This is a genomic window from Salinimicrobium sp. WS361 (genome assembly GCF_050750585.1).
Taxonomy (GTDB): Bacteria; Bacteroidota; Bacteroidia; order Flavobacteriales; family Flavobacteriaceae; genus Salinimicrobium.
Map to the genome: position 1 here is coordinate 1 of NZ_JBOJLM010000022.1, position 16,769 is coordinate 16,769.

Consider the following 16,769-nt stretch of genomic DNA (forward strand, 5'->3'; position numbering starts at 1 on the left):
AAAAAGCATCAAAAAAGGGTTCCAAAAATGACATTTTTGGAACCCTTTTGCTTTTCTGGTAACTACACCCCCTACTCTTCTGGAGTTATAGTCACTGTGTCAATTCCTTCAGGAAGTAATACTTTATCTATGATATAGCCAGTACCGTTTTCAATTTCAAAGCTTTCGGTTATGTTAGCTTTTTCCCCTGTAGCACCGGTTAGCACAATGTTATCGCCATCAAGGCTAAAGGTGATGTTTTCTCCTTCCAAAGTTGAAAGTATGAGAGTGCCATTCACATTTTCAATTTCCTGTTTCAGTTCTTCCCGTGTAAAATTACCTTTTACTATGTGGTATGGGATCACAGATTCTGGCGTGGTTTCTAAAATGTCATAGCCCTGTTGCCTGTAAACCCTGCTGTAAGCCCTGTTACTTGGAGCAAACACCATGTATGGCTCGGTTACCAGGTCTAAAGTATCTTCCACATTCCAGGTGTTGAGACCGGTGGCAAATGTACTTAGCTCGGGGTTTCCTTCAATAGCATCTACTGTTGCGTTCCTTTGGCGTAAGTCTTCGACACCTTCTTCAAAATTTTCTTCCTGCACCTCAAGGGTTGCATCATCTGTCTTGGTTTCATTGTTCTTACATGCGCCAAACAGCATCATCAAAATTCCGCTTAACATCATTATATTCCTAATCTTCATAGTATCAATATTTTCAGGTTCTATTTAATTTAATAAAAAAGCAATGGAGGGCCGAACAATAAAATTATAATCCTGAGTTAAAAATGTTTTCTTCCGAAGCAAGAATTTTTAACCTTCAGTTTCACTTTCACCGTTATCCTGACGTTTTTCACCGGGTTGTAACACATTATCGATGATGTGGTAAACTCCGTAGTACTCGTCCATATTTGAAGTCACAATAGAAGCTTTATTGCCCAACACATCGGTCAGTACAATTTTGTCACCTTCAAGGGTAGCCCAGAGCTTTTCACCCAAAGCGGTTCTAAACTCGTACCTGTCATTTTCTGAAGCCCTGATCCTTTCCCGAAGATAATCTACGGTCATCTCACCTTCTACCATGTAATAACGCATAAGATCGGCGTTAGACGTGAGACTGTCGGTATCGGGATTCATTTGCCTGGCAGGGATACGGTCATATGCGGCGTTTGAAGGGGCAAAAATGGTATAAATATCTTCCTTTCCTTCAAATTCTTCTTCAAGGCCAGATCTCTGAAATTCTTCAGTAAAAGCAGACAGTTCATCATTCTCGCGCATTTTAGCCAACATGTAACTTCTCGGCATTGGCCGGTCTGAGCTGCTTAATTCATCTTTTTTTTCTTCCGCAGGGATAATATCAACTTCTGAATCCCTTTTATTTTCTTTATCCTGACAGGATATAAGTCCGGCAAAAAGAAAAATGATCAGAATTTTTGGTAATTTGTATCGCATATCGTGTTGTTTTTTAAGCTTTACCTGCAATTTATTACCTTAAAAATCCATTACCTCTCCCGGGGCACTAAATTTTAGTTAAAATTGTGGTAATGAAGCCTTAAGAAAAAAATCCTATTCCTTTCTTATAGTGGTCATTATTCGTTATTTTTGCACAAAATTCTATTTATGGAACTCATATTAATCACCATAGTACTTTTAGGACTGGCTGTTGCCGGGATTGCCATTAAGATTTGGGGAAAGAAAGATGGAAAATTTAGTGGGACCTGTGCCAGTCAAAGCCCTTTTCTTAACAAGGAAGGAGAAGCCTGCAGTTACTGCGGAAAACTTCCCGATGAAGCAAAAGATTGTGATCAACCTCAACCGGTAAAATAATTCCCACCACATAAATGCTAACCATCCTTATTGCCTTTGTTGTCATTGGCCTAATCAACCTATGCTATTACCTGGGATTTTTCAGGTTTGCCCTTGCCAAAAATGAAAGTCAGCCGGCTTATAAGGACCTCCCGGTTTCGGTAATTATTTGCGCCAAAAATGAAGCCGAAAACCTGCGGAATTTTCTCCCGGCGATCCTGTCGCAAGACCATCCCGATTTTGAGGTGGTGGTGATCAACGACGCCTCTGTAGACGAGACACTCGAGGTGCTTGAAGAGTTTCAGCAAAGTGACGACAGGGTAAAAATAGTTGACGTTCAAAACAACGAAGCCTTTTGGGCCAACAAAAAATACGCAATTACCTTAGGCATCAAAAAGGCCAAAAAACCTTATCTCTTATTTACTGATGCCGACTGCCGACCCGAAACCAGTGAATGGCTAAAGGAGATGAGCGCCCACTTTGAAGACCAAAAAAGCATTGTGCTTGGCTATGGCGGGTATTTTATTGAATCCCGCTCCCTGCTCAATAAACTTATCAGGTTCGAGACGCTTTTTACGGCAATTCAGTATTTCTCTTATGCCAGTTGGGGCAAACCTTACATGGGGGTAGGCCGCAATCTCGCCTATACTTCCGAAGAATTCTTTGCCCAGAATGGTTTTGCCACGCATTTGCACATAAAATCGGGAGATGACGATCTTTTTGTGAACGGCGCCGCTACTAAAACCAACACCGCCCTTTGTTTTTCGCCTGTGGGAATTACCCGCAGTGTTCCAAAATCTACGCTCAAGGCGTGGTTTACCCAAAAAAGGAGGCACGTTTCGGCCGCTTCCCATTACAAAAAAGAACACCGGTTAATGCTGGGTCTCTTCTACACTTCCCAGCTGTTGTTCTGGATCTTCTTTTTCATCCTCTTAAAAAGCCCTTTTTGGCAGGTAGCTTTATTCTTACTGGCGGTAAGATGGATTGTACAGGGAGTGGTATTTTACAACTCGGGCAAGAAGTTTGGAGAAACCGATCTTTTCTGGCTTTTTCCGTTTCTAGAATTGTTCCTGGTTTCGGCGCAATTAGCTATATTTATATCTAATATTTTTTCAAAACCCACTAATTGGAAATAGAGCCAGACCTCCTTCAGCAACAAATTGAAAAGGCAAAAAAAGGGAAACAAGCCGCCTTTAATTATCTCTTAGACAGGTTTTGGAACGATGTTTACGGCTTTCAGCTTAAGCGTACCCAAAACGAGTATGATGCCGAAGATATCACCATCCAGGCTTTCTCAAGAGCCTTCGATAAAATTGACACTTTTGACCCCAAATACACTTTTAAGACCTGGATCATTACCATTTCTAAAAATATTCACGTAGACCTGGTAAGAAAAAAGAATGCTTCAATACGCGCCCGCACTACCGATGAAGAAGATGACCGGGTGCACCGCATTCCCGATGAAACGCCAAGTATTGAGGACACCATAATTACCGAACAAAACCTGGCCCAGCTGCTCATAGATATTAAAAAGCTGAAACCGCACTACCAGGAAGTGATCCATCTGCGTTATTTTCAGGAAAAGAGCTATAAAGAAATTGCAGCCCATCTTCAGGAGCCAATCAACAACGTAAAAGTAAAGTTGTTGCGGGCAAAAAAGCTGCTGGCCGAAGTCATAGAAAAAGGAACTTCCTAAACGCCATTTTTGAGAAATTAAGCCGCCAAATATGCCATTTTCTTTGGAAGATTTTCTGCTGAAGGAGGCAAAACTCAGCCCGTTTTTAACGTTTGTTTTTAGGCATTCTAGTTGTACCTTTGCCCACCTATGGAAACACAGCAACTCCCTATACAAAGAACGCCTAAACCGAAGTGGTTAAGGGTAAAATTACCTACCGGAAAAAAATACACCGAGCTTAGAAGTGTGGTAGATAAGTATAACCTTCACACGATTTGCACCTCCGGAAGTTGCCCAAACATGGGAGAATGTTGGGGCGAAGGCACGGCGACCTTTATGATCCTCGGAAACATCTGTACCCGTTCCTGCGGATTTTGCGGCGTAAAAACCGGAAGACCCGAAACTCTTGACTGGGATGAACCCGAAAAAGTTGCCCGTTCCATAAAGCTGATGAAAATCAAACATGCCGTGATCACCAGTGTAGACCGTGACGACCTTAAGGATATGGGTTCTATTATGTGGGCAGAGACCGTAAGCGCGATTCGCCGCATGAACCCCGACACGACGCTTGAAACCCTAATCCCCGATTTTCAGGGAGTAGAGAGAAATATTGACCGTATCATCAAAGTAAACCCCGAGATTGTTTCGCACAACATGGAGACCGTAAAAAGACTCACCCGCGAAGTACGTATACAGGCAAAATATGAACGCAGCCTTCAGGTGTTGAAATATTTGAAAGAGCAGGGAGTAAACAGAACAAAGTCGGGCATCATGCTTGGTCTGGGTGAGAAAGAAGATGAAGTGATACAAACGCTGAAAGACCTGCGGGAAGTTGACCTTGACATTGTCACTATTGGCCAGTACCTGCAACCTACAAAACAGCACCTTCCGGTACACGAATTTGTGACTCCAGAGCAGTTTAAAAAGTACGAGACTATTGGGCTTGAAATGGGCTTTAGGCATGTAGAGAGTGGTGCTTTGGTAAGATCTTCGTACAAAGCTCAAAAACATCTTACATAATGGAGGGCGCAAGACCTTCAACCGCATCAAAAGAAAAGATCCGGATTGGGATCAACGGGTTTGGACGCATAGGCCGAAATCTTTTCAGGCTGCTCTTAGATCGTGAAGACCTGGAAGTAGTGGCAATTAACGACCTGGCCCCTGCCGCCACCCTGGCTCACCTGCTTAAGTATGACAGCATCCACGGAGTACTCAAAAAAGAGGTTTCTTCCAAAGAAGCTTCCGTAGTAATAGACGGAAAAGAGGTGCCCGTGTATAATCATGCCCACACGGCCGACATTAACTGGAGCCTGAACCGGGTTGACGTGGTAGTAGAGAGCACCGGGAAGTTCAAGAAAAGGAGTGACCTGGAGCCGCATCTTCAGCAAGGTGTTAAAAAGGTGATCTTGAGCGTGCCTCCCGAAGATGATTCCATAAAAATGGTGGTTTTGGGAGTCAATGAGCACATAATTGACGGCACAGAAGACATTATTTCAAATGCTTCCTGCACTACAAATAATGCCGCGCCTATGTTGAAGATCGTAAACGAACTCGCGGTAGTAAAAAAAGCCTATATCACTACAGTGCATTCTTACACCACCGATCAAAGCCTGCATGACCAGCCTCATAAAGATCTGCGTCGTGCCCGCGCCGCCGGCCAGTCCATCGTACCTACCACCACGGGAGCTGCAAAAGCCCTTACCAGGATATTCCCCGGGCTGAGTGATGTTATTGGCGGATGCGGGATAAGAGTACCGGTAGCCAACGGCAGCCTTACCGATATGACGCTTCATGTAGAAAAGAACACAAGTATCGAAGAAATAAACGCAGCCTTTAAAAAAGCTGCCGCAGGAAGTCTTCATAATATTCTGGAATACACCGAAGATCCTATAGTGTCTATAGATATTAAAGGCAATCCTCACTCCTGTATATTTGATGCACAAATGACTTCGGTAGTGGGAGATACCTTTGTAAAGATCATAGGATGGTATGACAACGAGATTGGTTATTCCAGCCGGCTCATTGATTTAATTTCCCATGTATCAATTAAATAGTTATATTTATCCACAGTTATTTTGTCCCAATGAAGAACTTTACTCTTTTAATGGTGGCATTTCTTTACTTTTCCTTTTCCTATTCCCAGGGAAAAAGCCTACAGGAAGTAGATGAAATAAATACCACTATTGAACAACTGCTGGAAAACGCAGAAGAGTCAATTAACAGTATACATTTTGATCAGGCTCTACGCGAATTAAACACGGCACTTGAACTTTCAAGATCTATAGATCACCCAAGGTTAATTGCCCTTTCCAGCAGTATTCTGGCCCAGCTCTATTATGTACGTCATGAACATGACCGTGCAGCAACCGAGCTGCAACGGGCTATTTCCATACAGCGGGAAATAGAAGACGAAGAAGGCCTGGCTTATAGCTATCTTAACTTCGGAAAGATCTTTACTGCGAAGAAAATTTTTGATCGTGCCACCGAATATTTTGACCTTGCTGAAGCCCTCTATAAAAAACAGGAAGACACCGAAGGAATTGGAGCTGTAGAGCTCAACCGTGGTATTCTCTACCTCAATACCGCCGAAAGACCACATGCGGCCCTCTCTCTGCTAAATTCAGCCGAAAAAAAATTGCGAATCCAAAACAACGAGTACGAACGTACCAGGGTTCACTACTACAAAGCACGTGCCTACCAGGCTTCAGGACAACTGGCTGAAGCCATGGAGGAAGCTGAAAAAAGTTTGGAGACTGCCCAACACAATAATTTTGCCGGTATGATTCAGCATACCAGACTGGTACAGAGCCAGCTCCAGGAGGAAATGGGAAATTACCAGGAGGCTTTAACGCTGCTTCGTGAGAACAACAAAATACAGGATTCTTTATACAATTTAAATGCTGAAGCCCTTGCCGTAGATGCCAGTGCCCGGTATGGAGTAGATTCTATGAAGAGTACCATGAGCGAGTTGACCCGTAAAAAAGAAGAAGCTGAACGCACCCTTAAGGTCAACAAACTCACCACCATTCTTAGTGTGGCTTTGATCACCATCCTCTCTCTTTTAACGCTCTCTCTATATAAGAATAACAATCTTAGGGCCCGGGCGAACGATCTATTGCAAAAAAAGAATTCTGAGTTAATTACCGCCAAAGAAAACGCCGAGAAAGCATCACTGGCCAAAGCCCAGTTCCTCTCAACCATCACCCATGAACTAAGGACTCCTCTTTATGCTGTAACAGGCCTTACTCATTTACTACTGGAAGAAAGCCCTACAGAAAATCAAAAGGAACACCTCAATTCCCTCAAATTTTCAGGGGAATACCTGCTTTCCCTTATCAACAACATTCTTGACCTCAACAAGCTGGAAGCTAAAAAAGTGGAAATGCTTGAAAGTTCTTTTAATCTGAAAAAGAGGATTACAGATGTTTTAATTGCCTTAAAAAATTCGGCCGAAGACAAAAAGACCAAACTTCACCTCGAGTTTGATCCCGAAATTCCGAAGAAATTGAAGGGCGATCCGCTTAAGATCTCTCAGATCCTTATCAACCTTATAGGTAATTCTATCAAGTTTACCGAAGATGGTGATATTTGGGTGCGGGTTAAACGCTTAAGCCAAAAGGACAATAAGGTACTGCTAAGATTTGAAGTACAGGACACCGGCGAAGGAATTAGCAAGGAGAAACAAAAAGCCATTTTTGAGAACTTCACACAGGGCTCACTACAAATAAACCGGAAGTTTGGAGGCACCGGACTGGGGCTTTCAATAGTGAAAAACCTGCTCAATTTAATGGATAGTGAAATTCACCTGGAGAGTGAACTGGGAGAAGGTTCTCTCTTCCATTTTGAACTTAACTTCGAGGCGATGGAACCAGCCAGCCCTCAGGATCAAAAGAGTAACGACGAGATTCCCGAGCCGCTATCGAACGACATTATGCACGATAAAAAGATACTTATTGTTGAAGACAACAAGATCAACCAAATGATCACCCGAAAGATCCTGGAAAAGAATAAGGTGATTTGTGATGTTGCCGACAATGGAACCACTGCCATTACAAAAGTAAAGGACAATGAATTCGATCTAATTTTAATGGACATCCACATGCCTGGTATTAGCGGGATTGAAGCGACCAGAGAAATACGAAAGTTCAACGAAAGCATTCCTATTATTGCTCTTACAGCGGTAACTTTAGAAGAGAGCCTTGATGAATTCTACCTCAACGGCTTCAATGACATTATACCCAAACCTTACAAAACTGAAGAATTCTTTCAGAAAATAAACAAATATTTAAGTCAGCAAAAAGCCACAATTTAAAAATGTGGCACAGGGTTTGAGTACAGGTAGATTCAAGTTATTAAGATGATAGTTTGAATTAGCCAAAAAAAGATAAAAGTGAGACCTTACCAGGTCTCACTTTTTTTTCACATACTCCAAAATAAGTTCGTCAAACTCCTCTTTCCTTTGAAGGAAACGGCTTTGAATAGGCAGATAGAAAATTTTCTCCCTTGAAATCTCATTTTTGAGCCGCATATAATCCTTTTCGGTAGTGAGTATAAATTCCTCATGTTGCAGCTCCCGCAGTTCGGCTTCAGTAAAATTGTGATGATCTTTAAACTTCTTATGTTCAAATTTCAGCCCCAACTCTTCCAGGTGTTCAACCATAGGCTGCGGATTTGCAATACCGGTTACCAGTGTAAAAGGGGTTTTTTGAAGATCCTTTAAAGCATAAGATCCGTTTCTGCCCATCACTTTTTCACTGTATGCAATAGTCGTAAAGAAAACTTCCTGCCCCGCTGTGGGTTTCAGTTTTTTTACGATCTCCATTTGCTCTTCCACAGAGAGGTTAGCAGGGCATTTGGTTACCACAATAACCCTGGCCCTTTTTGCACCCGATGCAGGTTCTCTCAGGTCACCTGCCGGAAGTACAAGTTCATTCCGGTATAATTTCGAATATGAGGTTAATAGAATATAGAAACCGGCCTTTACCCTTCGGTGTTGAAAAGCATCATCGAGCAGCACTACTTCAGGCTTTGGTTTTACATTCAAAAGTTCTTCTATTCCATGACTTCGGTTCTCATCTACAGCAACCGTTACTTCAGGAAATTTGTATTTAAACTGCAGGGGTTCATCTCCAACTTCCGAAGCTGTTTCGGTGCCGGTAAGCAGGATATAACCGCTGGTTTTTCTTCTGTATCCGCGGCTAAGGGTGGCCACCCTGTGATTTGCCTTCAGCAGCTGGGTCAAATATTCTACCATGGGAGATTTACCGGTACCGCCCATACTTAGGTTCCCCACCGCAATAACAGGCAGATCAAAACTGTGAACAGGTAAGATTTCACGGTCGTACAGCTGGTTTCGAACCCGCATCACAGTACCGTAAAGAATAGAAAAAGGATAAAGAAATTTTCTTGCCGACATGAATGCGAAGGTAATTTTTTTCCTGAAACGTAAAAGATCATTTTCAGCCACTTCAGAAAAAAAAGATAGTTAAAATTTGCCATTTTTGACACCCTGGTGCAACCGACTTTGCCCCTGCTGAAATCAAAATAAATTTAATCTGAAGAGGAAGACTGAATAAGGTAGCCTGGCCAGATAATTTTTATCTTTGACAAACTCAGCAAAAAAGGAAAAATGTTAGTTAAGGAAATAATTAAGGAGTTAGAAAAATTTGCTCCTACCGCTTATGCCGAAGATTTTGACAATGTAGGTCTGCTCACCGGTTCTCCCGGCAGCGAGGTTTCAGGAATTCTTGTAACGCTTGATACGCTGGAAACCGTGGTAGACGAAGCCATAGAAAAGAACTGCAATCTTATTGTCGCTTTTCACCCGATAATATTTTCGGGACTTAAAAAGCTTACCGGCAGCAATTATGTTGAGCGGACTATTCTAAAGGCTATTAAAAATGATATTGCTATCTATGCCATCCACACCGCGCTGGACAACAGTTTCAAGGGAGTTAATGATATGATTTGTGAACAACTGGGATTAACTGAGAGGGCAATTCTCATCCCCCAGCCCGGAACCATTAAAAAGCTCGTCACGTTTGCACCCAAAAAGAACGCTGCAGAAGTAAGAGAGGCATTATTTGCCGCAGGCGCTGGTACAATAGGAAATTATGACCACTGCAGTTTTAATGTAGCCGGCAGCGGATCTTTCCGGGGAAATGAAGAATCCAATCCCGTGATAGGGAGAAAAGGCGAAACCCATTACGAGGAAGAAATGCAGATTGGAGTGACCTTCTCGAGGCATCTGGAAAAGAACATTCTAAATGCTCTTTTTGACAATCATCCTTATGAAGAAGTGGCGTATGAAGTGACTACCCTCGAAAATCCAAATCAGCACATTGGGATGGGAATGACGGGGATACTTCAGGAAGAAATGGAAGAAAAGGCATTTTTGGAACAGGTAAAAAAGACCTTTGGCAGCGGGTGTATCCGCCATTCGGCATTACTTGGAAAACCCATTAAAAAAGTTGCTGTGCTGGGTGGTAGCGGAAGCTTTGCTATTAACCAGGCCATCGCGGCCGGGGCAGATATTTTTATCACTGCCGATCTCAAGTACCACGACTTCTATAAAGCTGAGCAAAGACTGGTATTGGCTGATGTTGGGCATTACGAAAGCGAACAGTACACAAAAACTCTTTTGACTACTTATCTTAAGAAAAAATTTGCTAATTTTGCAGTCGTTTTATCAAACACAGAAACCAATCCTATCAAGTATTTTTAACTATGGCAAAAAAAACCGATGTTACTGTAGAAGAGAAGTTAAGAGCATTATACGATCTTCAACTTATAGATTCCAGGGTGGATGAAATAAGAAATGTACGAGGTGAACTTCCGCTTGAGGTAGAAGATTTAGAAGATGAAGTAGCAGGCCTTAATACCCGTTTGGAAAAAATGGATGCCGACCTTGAAGTGATCGATCAGGGGATCAATACCAAAAAAGTTTTGATAGAAAATGCGCAGGCATTGATCAAAAAATATAACGAGCAGCAAAAGAATGTACGTAACAACCGGGAATTCAACGCCCTTTCTAAAGAAGTTGAATTTCAGGAACTGGAAATAGAACTTGCCGAAAAGCAAATCAAAGAGTATCGTGCTCAAATAGACCAGAAGAAAGACGTTATTGAGCAAACCAAAGAGCGATTAGCAGAGCGCCAGAAGCACCTTGATCACAAAAAAGGGGAACTGGATGAAATACTTGCTGAAACCGAGAAGGAAGAAAGAGCTCTTATCGATAAATCGAAAGAGTTTGAAGAGCAAATCGAAGAGCGCCTGGTAAATGCTTACAAGAGAATCCGCAGCAGCGTGAAGAACGGTCTTGCAGTTGTTCCTGTTGAAAGAGGAGCCTCTGGAGGTTCTTTCTTTACCATCCCACCGCAGGTGATCATGGAAATTGCAGGACGCAGAAAGATCATCACCGATGAGCACAGTGGCCGTATTCTTGTAGACGAAGAACTGGCACAGGAAGAAAGACAAAAGATGAATGAGCTTTTTCAAAGCTTCTAAATTTCATCATATCAATTTTAAAAACCCTTCACGAAAGTGAGGGGTTTTTTATTGGACTGTAGCTGGGAGTCGGTAGTTTGTAGACCGTAGACGGTAGTTCATAGACATCCCGCCTTCTTTTAAGAATGTAAAAAATTGAATTTTAAATCAGTGCTGCCAATTTACAGGAGCTAAGGAAGTAAATAGTAATAAAGAGCATAGAAAGTCATTGTTAATCAATAGTGGAAAAAAGTCTCGGTTCCTGGTTCTTTTCCGTTAACATCTGTTTCACAGAAATCTATTTTGGATGGCTTATCTTTAAAGACCAAACCTACAACTATGAAAAAGTTACTTTTCATGCTTATTGCGGTGGTTCTTTTTTCCTGTAAAGACAGAAACAACGCTACTTCGGAAACTTCAGAAAGAATAGATACCGAAACAATTTCTGCCGACACTCTGCCGCCCGAAAATCTTCAGAAGGAACGGGATGCCCTGCAAACAGAAAAAGAAACAGCACAGGCATCGGCTTTACCTGCCACAGGATTTTCAGGAAAATATCGAAAGTCAGACAGCAATAAGGGCACAGATTGCAACTGCAGCTGCATAGAGGTATCTTATGATAGGTCTACAGAATGGTGTATAGATAAAGATAAAATGTATATAAGCGCCAGGTGCGAAAAAACTGGAGAAAATACTGCAAACGTCTATTTTGTTGCGGCATCAAGAGAAAGTTCCCCCGACAAACCTTTGCCCTGGGACGAATTTGACACCAATACTCCCGTTGCTACCCTCACCTTTCAACCCGATGGCAGCACTGAGCTGGACTGGCTTGGTTTTTCTAAAGATGGGGAAATCATCACAGAATATGCCCTCTACGGAAAAAAATCACTAGAAGGAACCTACACAAAAGAATAGAATATTATGAAATACCTGCTTCTCACTCTTATTTTTAGTCTCACTGCCTGCGGAAATTCTTCGGGAGAAACAGTGACCCTGCCCGAAATTGCCAATGCCGAACCCGTGGAAGCTCCTGTCCAGAACGGTCTCAAAAAAGCCTATTTTGCAAGTGGTTGTTTCTGGTGTGTTGAAGCTGTGTTTGAAAGCGTGGTGGGTGTAAAAGAAGCCATTTCGGGATATTCGGGTGGTCATACTGAGAATCCGACCTATGAAGAGAGCAATACAGGCCGTACAGGCCATGCCGAAGCCGTAGAAGTAATCTACGACCCCGAAATCATTGACTTTGAAACCCTTGCCGATGTGTATTTTGGATCTATGGATCCTACTCAAAAAAATGGACAGGGACCCGATATGGGTTCGCAATACCGTTCGATCATCTTTTACCAAAATGCGCAACAAAAAAAGATCATTGAACAGAAATTAAAAGAACTGGCAGAACAATATAAAAAAGCGATTGCTGTAGAGGTCTTGCCTTTCCAAAAGTTCTGGAAAGCTGAAGATTACCATCAGAATTACAAGAAGTACAACCCCAACGATCCATATATCCGAAATGTTTCGGTACCAAGGATGAACAGGTTTAAAAAGAAATTTCCGCAGCTCCTCAAGGAGAACCAACCTGACTAAGCCTTTAAAAAAGCTAAATTTTGCTTTTCTTTACGCCATCGGAACAAGCCTTCAATAAATGGATATTACCACAGAGAATGTACTATTAATTGGTTCACTTTTACTTCTTATAAGCATCCTGGCGGGAAAAACTTCATATAAGTTTGGCGTCCCCACGCTTATACTTTTCCTCTCGGTAGGTATTCTCGCAGGTTCAGAAGGCATTGGGAAAATTGAATTTGACGATCCTCAACTGGCCCAGTTCATTGGTATAGTTTCGTTGAATTTCATACTCTTTTCGGGGGGGCTTGACACCAACTGGCGCAGTATTAAGCCCATTCTCTGGCACGGTATCTCACTCTCTACCCTTGGAGTACTATTTACAGCACTCTCCCTTGGAACCTTTGTCTGGGCAATAACAGATTTTACTATTTATGAAGGCCTGCTGTTAGGAGCCATTGTATCATCAACAGATGCCGCAGCCGTTTTCTCTATACTGCGATCTAAAAACATGGCCTTAAAAGCAAATATAAGGCCCACGCTGGAGCTTGAAAGTGGCAGTAACGACCCTATGGCCTATTTTCTTACTATAGCCTTTTTAGGGCTGGTAGTAAACCAGGATCAAAGCCTGCTTTCTATAATTCCACTTTTCCTTCAGCAAATCCTTATAGGTGCTGCGCTCGGTTTTCTCTTCGGAAAACTTAGCAAGATCATCATCAACAAGATCACGCTCGATTTTGAAGGGCTTTATCCTGTGCTGGCAGTTGCACTTATGTTCCTGGTATTTTCGGCTACAGACAGGCTGGGAGGGAACGGATTCCTTGCCGTTTACCTGGCCGGGGTTTATTTGGGAAATCAGGATCTCATCCACAAAAGAACCATTATGCGCTTCTTTGATGGGGTAGCCTGGCTTATGCAGATTGTGCTTTTCCTTACCCTGGGGTTACTTGTTTATCCAAGTGATATCGTGCCTATTGTTGGCCTGGGAATTTTGATTTCGGTATTTCTCATTTTTATAGCACGGCCCATTGGAGTGATGCTTAGCCTTGCACCTTTTAAGATGAAAATGCGCCGCCGCTGGTATATTTCATGGGTGGGGCTAAGAGGTGCAGTTCCCATTGTTTTTGCTACTTACCCGCTTTTAGCCGGAATTGAAAAGGCGCACATGATCTTTAATATTGTATTTTTCGTTTCCCTCACCTCAGTTCTGGTACAGGGAACAACCCTTTCAAAAGTAGCGCACTGGCTACATGTTGCCCTTCCAAAAAAGGCAAAAAAGATCTCTCCTGTTGATGCATTCCTTGCTGATGGCACAAAATCTCTAATTAGAGAGATCACCATTCCTTCAGAAAATTTTTCTGTCGGGAAGAGAATAGTAGATCTTCATTTCCCCCGAAATGCCATTATTGCCATGATTTCCCGCAACGGAAAATTCCTTACCCCAAACGGGGCAACTCAAATAGAAGAAGACGATACGCTTATTGTGCTCATGGAAAATCAACGCAACATAGAAGCGGTTTACAACAGCCTGCACCTAACCTATGATCCTGAGACAGAAGATGAAAACAATTTGTAACATCCATTCCCACCCGGGCATAAAAAAAGAGCACCTAAAAATGCCCTTTTTGAATGGTATGAAGTAATGACTTATTCTTCTTCTTCGTCGTCTAGCATAAGGTTAAGAGTAACATCAATGTTATCTCTCGTAGCTCTTGAATAAGCACAAATCTCATGCGCTTCGTTTACCAGTTTCTCTCCTGTTTCAACATCCACCCCCGGAATATAGGAATCGAGAACTACTGAAAGTTCAAGGTCACCTTCTTCGGTTGTACCCAGTTCTACTGAAGCGGTAACTGAAAAATCGCCGAGATCTACCTTATGTTTTTTTGCCACAACCTGAAGTGCACTGCCATAACATGCAGAATATCCGGCTGCAAAAAGTTGTTCAGGGTTTGTCTTTTCGGCACCTTTTCCGCCCATAGATTTAGGCATACTTAGGTCCAGATCAAGAATTCCGTCGTCACTTCTCACATTTCCTTCTCTTCCGCCTGTTGTGGTGGCAACACCAGTATACAATGTCTTCATAATGATCTTTTATTTTGTTATTTTAGTAGTTCAATATACAAATAAGATCTCCACCTAAAAACTAATCCCGGTTTGAAAAATAAATCTGCTCTACACGAATCTGAGGGCACTCATCCCTCTTCAGAAGTTAATGCTGTAATGGCAAAAAAGATAAGGGATTCTAGGAGAAAGGAAACCTCTATAGATGAAATCTTCACCCGCCTTAGGGCAGGCGACAAATCGGCTTTAAGCCAGGGAATTACGCTGGTGGAGACCAACCAGCCAAAGCAACAGGAAAAGGCTGCACAGCTTATCGAAAAATGCCTTCCATACGCCAACAATTCTATAAGGATTGGGATCACCGGTGTGCCGGGAGTTGGAAAAAGCACTTTTATAGAAGCCTTTGGGGTTCACCTGGCCGATGCCGGAAAAAAAGTTGCTGTGCTTGCTGTAGATCCCAGCAGCAGCATTTCGGGCGGAAGTATTCTGGGTGATAAAACCCGTATGGAGACGCTGGTAAATCATGAAAATGCTTTTATAAGGCCTTCGCCATCGGGAGATTCCCTTGGAGGGGTGGCAAAAAAAACACGGGAGACCATCATTTTATGCGAAGCAGCAGGCTTTGATACGCTGCTTATAGAAACCGTGGGGGTTGGACAAAGTGAAACCACCGTTCACAGTATGACCGATTTCTTTTTACTACTGAAGCTTGCCGGAGCCGGAGATGAGCTACAGGGTATTAAACGCGGAATCATGGAAATGGCCGATGCTATTGTGATCAATAAAGCCGATGGCGAGAACAGGAAACCTGCCGAAAGAGCCCGTGCAGAATTCAGGAGAGCGCTTCACCTCTATCCAGCCAAAGAAACGGGATGGCAACCCAAGGTATTGCTCTGTAGTGCCTATTATAAGGAAGGTATTTCTGAAGTGTGGGAACTCATTGCAGACTATGAGCAGAAGCTAAAAGAAAATGGAAACTTCAGCAAAAAGCGACATGAACAGAATAAGTTCTGGCTGCTACAAACCATTAATGAGCACCTTAAAAGCAGGTTCTACAATGAACCCGAAATCAAAATTCTGCTTAAGCAACAGTTAGAAGCGCTTGAAAATAATGAAACTACGCCTTTTGAAGCGGCAGCTTTTCTGCTACAGCGTTACAGGGAATTATGAATAAATTTTTTATACCACTCCACCTGCTGGCGCAAGCCTTCTTTTAAAGTAGTTTTGGGTTCATACGCGAGCATTTTTTTCGCTTTTTGAATATTGGCCAAAGTCCTTGACTGGTCTCCCTGCCTTTTTGGCTTTACCTCAAGCTTAATCTTTTTCCCCAGGAGCTGCTCAACCATTTCAATTCCCTGCTGGGTTTTGTGCTCATCTACCGCACCCAGGTTGATGATCTCCCCATCCAGAATTTCATGTTTTTGAATTGCTTTAAGTATGCCTTCTACAATATCCCCCACGTAAGTAAAACTGCGAAGATGCTTTTCACTCCCTTCAAAAATAGGAAAAACCTCATCGTTCATTCCGCAGGCGATAAGCTTGGTATAAAGCTTTTCGGGTCTTTCACGCGGGCCGTAAACCGAGAACAACCTAAGGGAAGAAGCCTTTAATTCTTTAGCGCGGCTCTTTGCCAGTACCAGTTGTTCTGCTGCAAGTTTTGAAACTCCATACCAGGAAGCCGGCTTTGGAGCGACAGTTTCAGGGAAAGTTGCCTCCAGGCCATAAACTGAAGAAGTTGAGATATTAAAAAAATGCTTCAGGTTTGGATTGTGTTCTGCAAATTCGAGCAAATGCTGTGTAGCGATCACATTATTGCTAAAATATTCATCAAAAGTACTTTCAGAAGAAATACCGGGCTGGGCTGCGAAGTGTAGTATGAAATCAAAATCTGAAGGCAAAAGCTTATAATCACCGGCCTCCCGAAGATCCATTTTTATCACCTCAATACCTCTTTCATGGAGGGATTCCGTATTAATTTTTTTCAGGGAGACATCGTAGTAATCAGAAAAATTATCCACTCCAATGACCTCATAACCTTCTTGTTGTAAACGTTCTGCAGTGTGAGATCCTATAAAACCTGCAGCACCCGTTACCAGTATTTTCATTCTCAAAAAAATTTTCTCCCTAATTATTCCAGGTATTTTACCTCTGCAAAGAAACAAATATTATTTCAAAGAGACTTCTTCCCCATCTACCTCACG

At 42.5% G+C, this 16,769-nt stretch carries 17 protein-coding genes; 12 read left to right on the forward strand and 5 right to left on the reverse strand.

The annotated features are described in order from the left end of the window. Window positions 1-71: 71 nt before the first annotated feature. Window positions 72-683 carry a fasciclin domain-containing protein gene (locus ACQ93I_RS15715; protein WP_431699349.1) on the reverse strand — a complete coding sequence of 204 codons (612 nt, stop codon included), beginning with the start codon at window positions 681-683 and terminating at the stop codon, window positions 72-74. A gap of 108 nt (window positions 684-791) precedes the next feature. Continuing rightward, window positions 792-1,430: a fasciclin domain-containing protein gene (locus ACQ93I_RS15720; RefSeq protein ID WP_431699350.1), complete on the reverse strand. Its 639-nt coding sequence runs from the start codon at window positions 1,428-1,430 to the stop codon at window positions 792-794. Window positions 1,431-1,598: 168 nt separating this feature from the next. Here ACQ93I_RS15720 and ACQ93I_RS15725 point away from each other — a divergent pair, with 168 nt between their 5' ends. The 6 genes from ACQ93I_RS15725 to ACQ93I_RS15750 all read left to right on the forward strand — a co-directional run bounded on the left by ACQ93I_RS15725 (window position 1,599) and on the right by ACQ93I_RS15750 (window position 7,771). Further along, window positions 1,599-1,805: a membrane or secreted protein gene (locus tag ACQ93I_RS15725; RefSeq protein WP_266067889.1), complete on the forward strand. Its 207-nt coding sequence runs from the start codon at window positions 1,599-1,601 to the stop codon at window positions 1,803-1,805. 14 nt (window positions 1,806-1,819) lie between these two features. Further along, window positions 1,820-2,920: a glycosyltransferase gene (locus ACQ93I_RS15730; RefSeq protein ID WP_431699351.1), complete on the forward strand. Its 1,101-nt coding sequence runs from the start codon at window positions 1,820-1,822 to the stop codon at window positions 2,918-2,920. Beyond that, a complete protein-coding gene (locus ACQ93I_RS15735; protein WP_431699352.1) occupies window positions 2,911-3,480 on the forward strand; it encodes an RNA polymerase sigma factor in 570 nt (189 codons plus the stop codon). The genes ACQ93I_RS15730 and ACQ93I_RS15735 overlap by 10 nt, the downstream gene beginning before the upstream one ends. A 129-nt stretch (window positions 3,481-3,609) precedes the next feature. After that, window positions 3,610-4,479 carry a lipoyl synthase gene (gene lipA, locus ACQ93I_RS15740; RefSeq protein ID WP_431699353.1) on the forward strand — a complete coding sequence of 290 codons (870 nt, stop codon included), beginning with the start codon at window positions 3,610-3,612 and terminating at the stop codon, window positions 4,477-4,479. Next, window positions 4,479-5,513: a type I glyceraldehyde-3-phosphate dehydrogenase gene (gene gap / locus ACQ93I_RS15745; RefSeq protein ID WP_431699354.1), complete on the forward strand. Its 1,035-nt coding sequence runs from the start codon at window positions 4,479-4,481 to the stop codon at window positions 5,511-5,513. The genes lipA and gap overlap by 1 nt, the downstream gene beginning before the upstream one ends. Before the next feature lie 29 nt (window positions 5,514-5,542). After that, complete coding sequence (locus tag ACQ93I_RS15750; protein WP_431699355.1) at window positions 5,543-7,771, forward strand: response regulator; 2,229 nt, start codon at window positions 5,543-5,545, stop codon at window positions 7,769-7,771. A 96-nt stretch (window positions 7,772-7,867) separates the two neighbouring features. On the opposite strand, the gene lpxK is transcribed toward ACQ93I_RS15750, so the two are convergent. Then, window positions 7,868-8,875 carry a tetraacyldisaccharide 4'-kinase gene (gene lpxK / locus ACQ93I_RS15755; protein WP_431699356.1) on the reverse strand — a complete coding sequence of 336 codons (1,008 nt, stop codon included), beginning with the start codon at window positions 8,873-8,875 and terminating at the stop codon, window positions 7,868-7,870. A 213-nt stretch (window positions 8,876-9,088) separates the two neighbouring features. On the opposite strand from lpxK, the gene ACQ93I_RS15760 reads away from it, so the two are divergent. The 5 genes from ACQ93I_RS15760 (at window position 9,089) to ACQ93I_RS15780 (ending at window position 14,080) form a co-directional block, all read left to right on the forward strand. Then, on the forward strand, window positions 9,089-10,183 hold the full coding sequence (locus ACQ93I_RS15760) for a Nif3-like dinuclear metal center hexameric protein (RefSeq protein ID WP_431699357.1): 1,095 nt from the start codon (window positions 9,089-9,091) through the stop codon (window positions 10,181-10,183). Between the two features lie 2 nt (window positions 10,184-10,185). After that, a complete protein-coding gene (locus ACQ93I_RS15765; RefSeq protein WP_431699358.1) occupies window positions 10,186-10,965 on the forward strand; it encodes a zinc ribbon domain-containing protein in 780 nt (259 codons plus the stop codon). 318 nt (window positions 10,966-11,283) lie between these two features. Then, complete coding sequence (locus ACQ93I_RS15770) at window positions 11,284-11,859, forward strand: hypothetical protein (RefSeq protein WP_431699359.1); 576 nt, start codon at window positions 11,284-11,286, stop codon at window positions 11,857-11,859. A gap of 6 nt (window positions 11,860-11,865) precedes the next feature. After that, a complete protein-coding gene (gene msrA / locus ACQ93I_RS15775; RefSeq protein ID WP_431699361.1) occupies window positions 11,866-12,525 on the forward strand; it encodes a peptide-methionine (S)-S-oxide reductase MsrA in 660 nt (219 codons plus the stop codon). Window positions 12,526-12,583: 58 nt separating this feature from the next. Further along, entirely contained in the window at window positions 12,584-14,080 is a 1,497-nt protein-coding gene (locus ACQ93I_RS15780) for a potassium/proton antiporter (protein WP_431699362.1), read from the forward strand. A gap of 71 nt (window positions 14,081-14,151) precedes the next feature. On the opposite strand, the gene ACQ93I_RS15785 is transcribed toward ACQ93I_RS15780, so the two are convergent. Continuing rightward, a complete protein-coding gene (locus ACQ93I_RS15785) occupies window positions 14,152-14,589 on the reverse strand; it encodes an organic hydroperoxide resistance protein (RefSeq protein WP_431699363.1) in 438 nt (145 codons plus the stop codon). A gap of 72 nt (window positions 14,590-14,661) precedes the next feature. Between ACQ93I_RS15785 and meaB the strand changes: the two genes are divergently transcribed. Beyond that, complete coding sequence (meaB, locus tag ACQ93I_RS15790) at window positions 14,662-15,738, forward strand: methylmalonyl Co-A mutase-associated GTPase MeaB (protein ID WP_431699364.1); 1,077 nt, start codon at window positions 14,662-14,664, stop codon at window positions 15,736-15,738. Here meaB and ACQ93I_RS15795 read toward each other — a convergent pair. Beyond that, the gene (locus tag ACQ93I_RS15795) at window positions 15,723-16,673 is read right to left on the reverse strand and encodes an NAD-dependent epimerase/dehydratase family protein (protein WP_431699365.1); all 951 of its coding nucleotides are present in this window, start codon (window positions 16,671-16,673) and stop codon (window positions 15,723-15,725) included. The two genes, meaB and ACQ93I_RS15795, sit on opposite strands and share 16 nt — an antisense overlap. Window positions 16,674-16,769 lie beyond the last annotated feature (96 nt).

Excerpts from the sequence above, each read along its gene's own strand:
- lipA (WP_431699353.1), top strand. The coding sequence starts at position 3,610 with ATGGAAACACAGCAACTCCCTATACAAAGAACGCCTAAACCGAAGTGG.
- ACQ93I_RS15760 (WP_431699357.1), top strand. The coding sequence starts at position 9,089 with ATGTTAGTTAAGGAAATAATTAAGGAGTTAGAAAAATTTGCTCCTACC.
- ACQ93I_RS15780 (WP_431699362.1), top strand. The coding sequence starts at position 12,584 with ATGGATATTACCACAGAGAATGTACTATTAATTGGTTCACTTTTACTT.
- lpxK (WP_431699356.1), bottom strand. The coding sequence starts at position 8,875 with ATGTCGGCAAGAAAATTTCTTTATCCTTTTTCTATTCTTTACGGTACT.
- gap (WP_431699354.1), top strand. The coding sequence starts at position 4,479 with ATGGAGGGCGCAAGACCTTCAACCGCATCAAAAGAAAAGATCCGGATT.
- ACQ93I_RS15795 (WP_431699365.1), bottom strand. The coding sequence starts at position 16,673 with ATGAAAATACTGGTAACGGGTGCTGCAGGTTTTATAGGATCTCACACT.
- ACQ93I_RS15765 (WP_431699358.1), top strand. The coding sequence starts at position 10,186 with ATGGCAAAAAAAACCGATGTTACTGTAGAAGAGAAGTTAAGAGCATTA.
- ACQ93I_RS15785 (WP_431699363.1), bottom strand. The coding sequence starts at position 14,589 with ATGAAGACATTGTATACTGGTGTTGCCACCACAACAGGCGGAAGAGAA.
- ACQ93I_RS15750 (WP_431699355.1), top strand. The coding sequence starts at position 5,543 with ATGAAGAACTTTACTCTTTTAATGGTGGCATTTCTTTACTTTTCCTTT.
- msrA (WP_431699361.1), top strand. The coding sequence starts at position 11,866 with ATGAAATACCTGCTTCTCACTCTTATTTTTAGTCTCACTGCCTGCGGA.
- ACQ93I_RS15715 (WP_431699349.1), bottom strand. The coding sequence starts at position 683 with ATGAAGATTAGGAATATAATGATGTTAAGCGGAATTTTGATGATGCTG.
- ACQ93I_RS15725 (WP_266067889.1), top strand. The coding sequence starts at position 1,599 with ATGGAACTCATATTAATCACCATAGTACTTTTAGGACTGGCTGTTGCC.
- ACQ93I_RS15720 (WP_431699350.1), bottom strand. The coding sequence starts at position 1,430 with ATGCGATACAAATTACCAAAAATTCTGATCATTTTTCTTTTTGCCGGA.
- ACQ93I_RS15730 (WP_431699351.1), top strand. The coding sequence starts at position 1,820 with ATGCTAACCATCCTTATTGCCTTTGTTGTCATTGGCCTAATCAACCTA.
- ACQ93I_RS15770 (WP_431699359.1), top strand. The coding sequence starts at position 11,284 with ATGAAAAAGTTACTTTTCATGCTTATTGCGGTGGTTCTTTTTTCCTGT.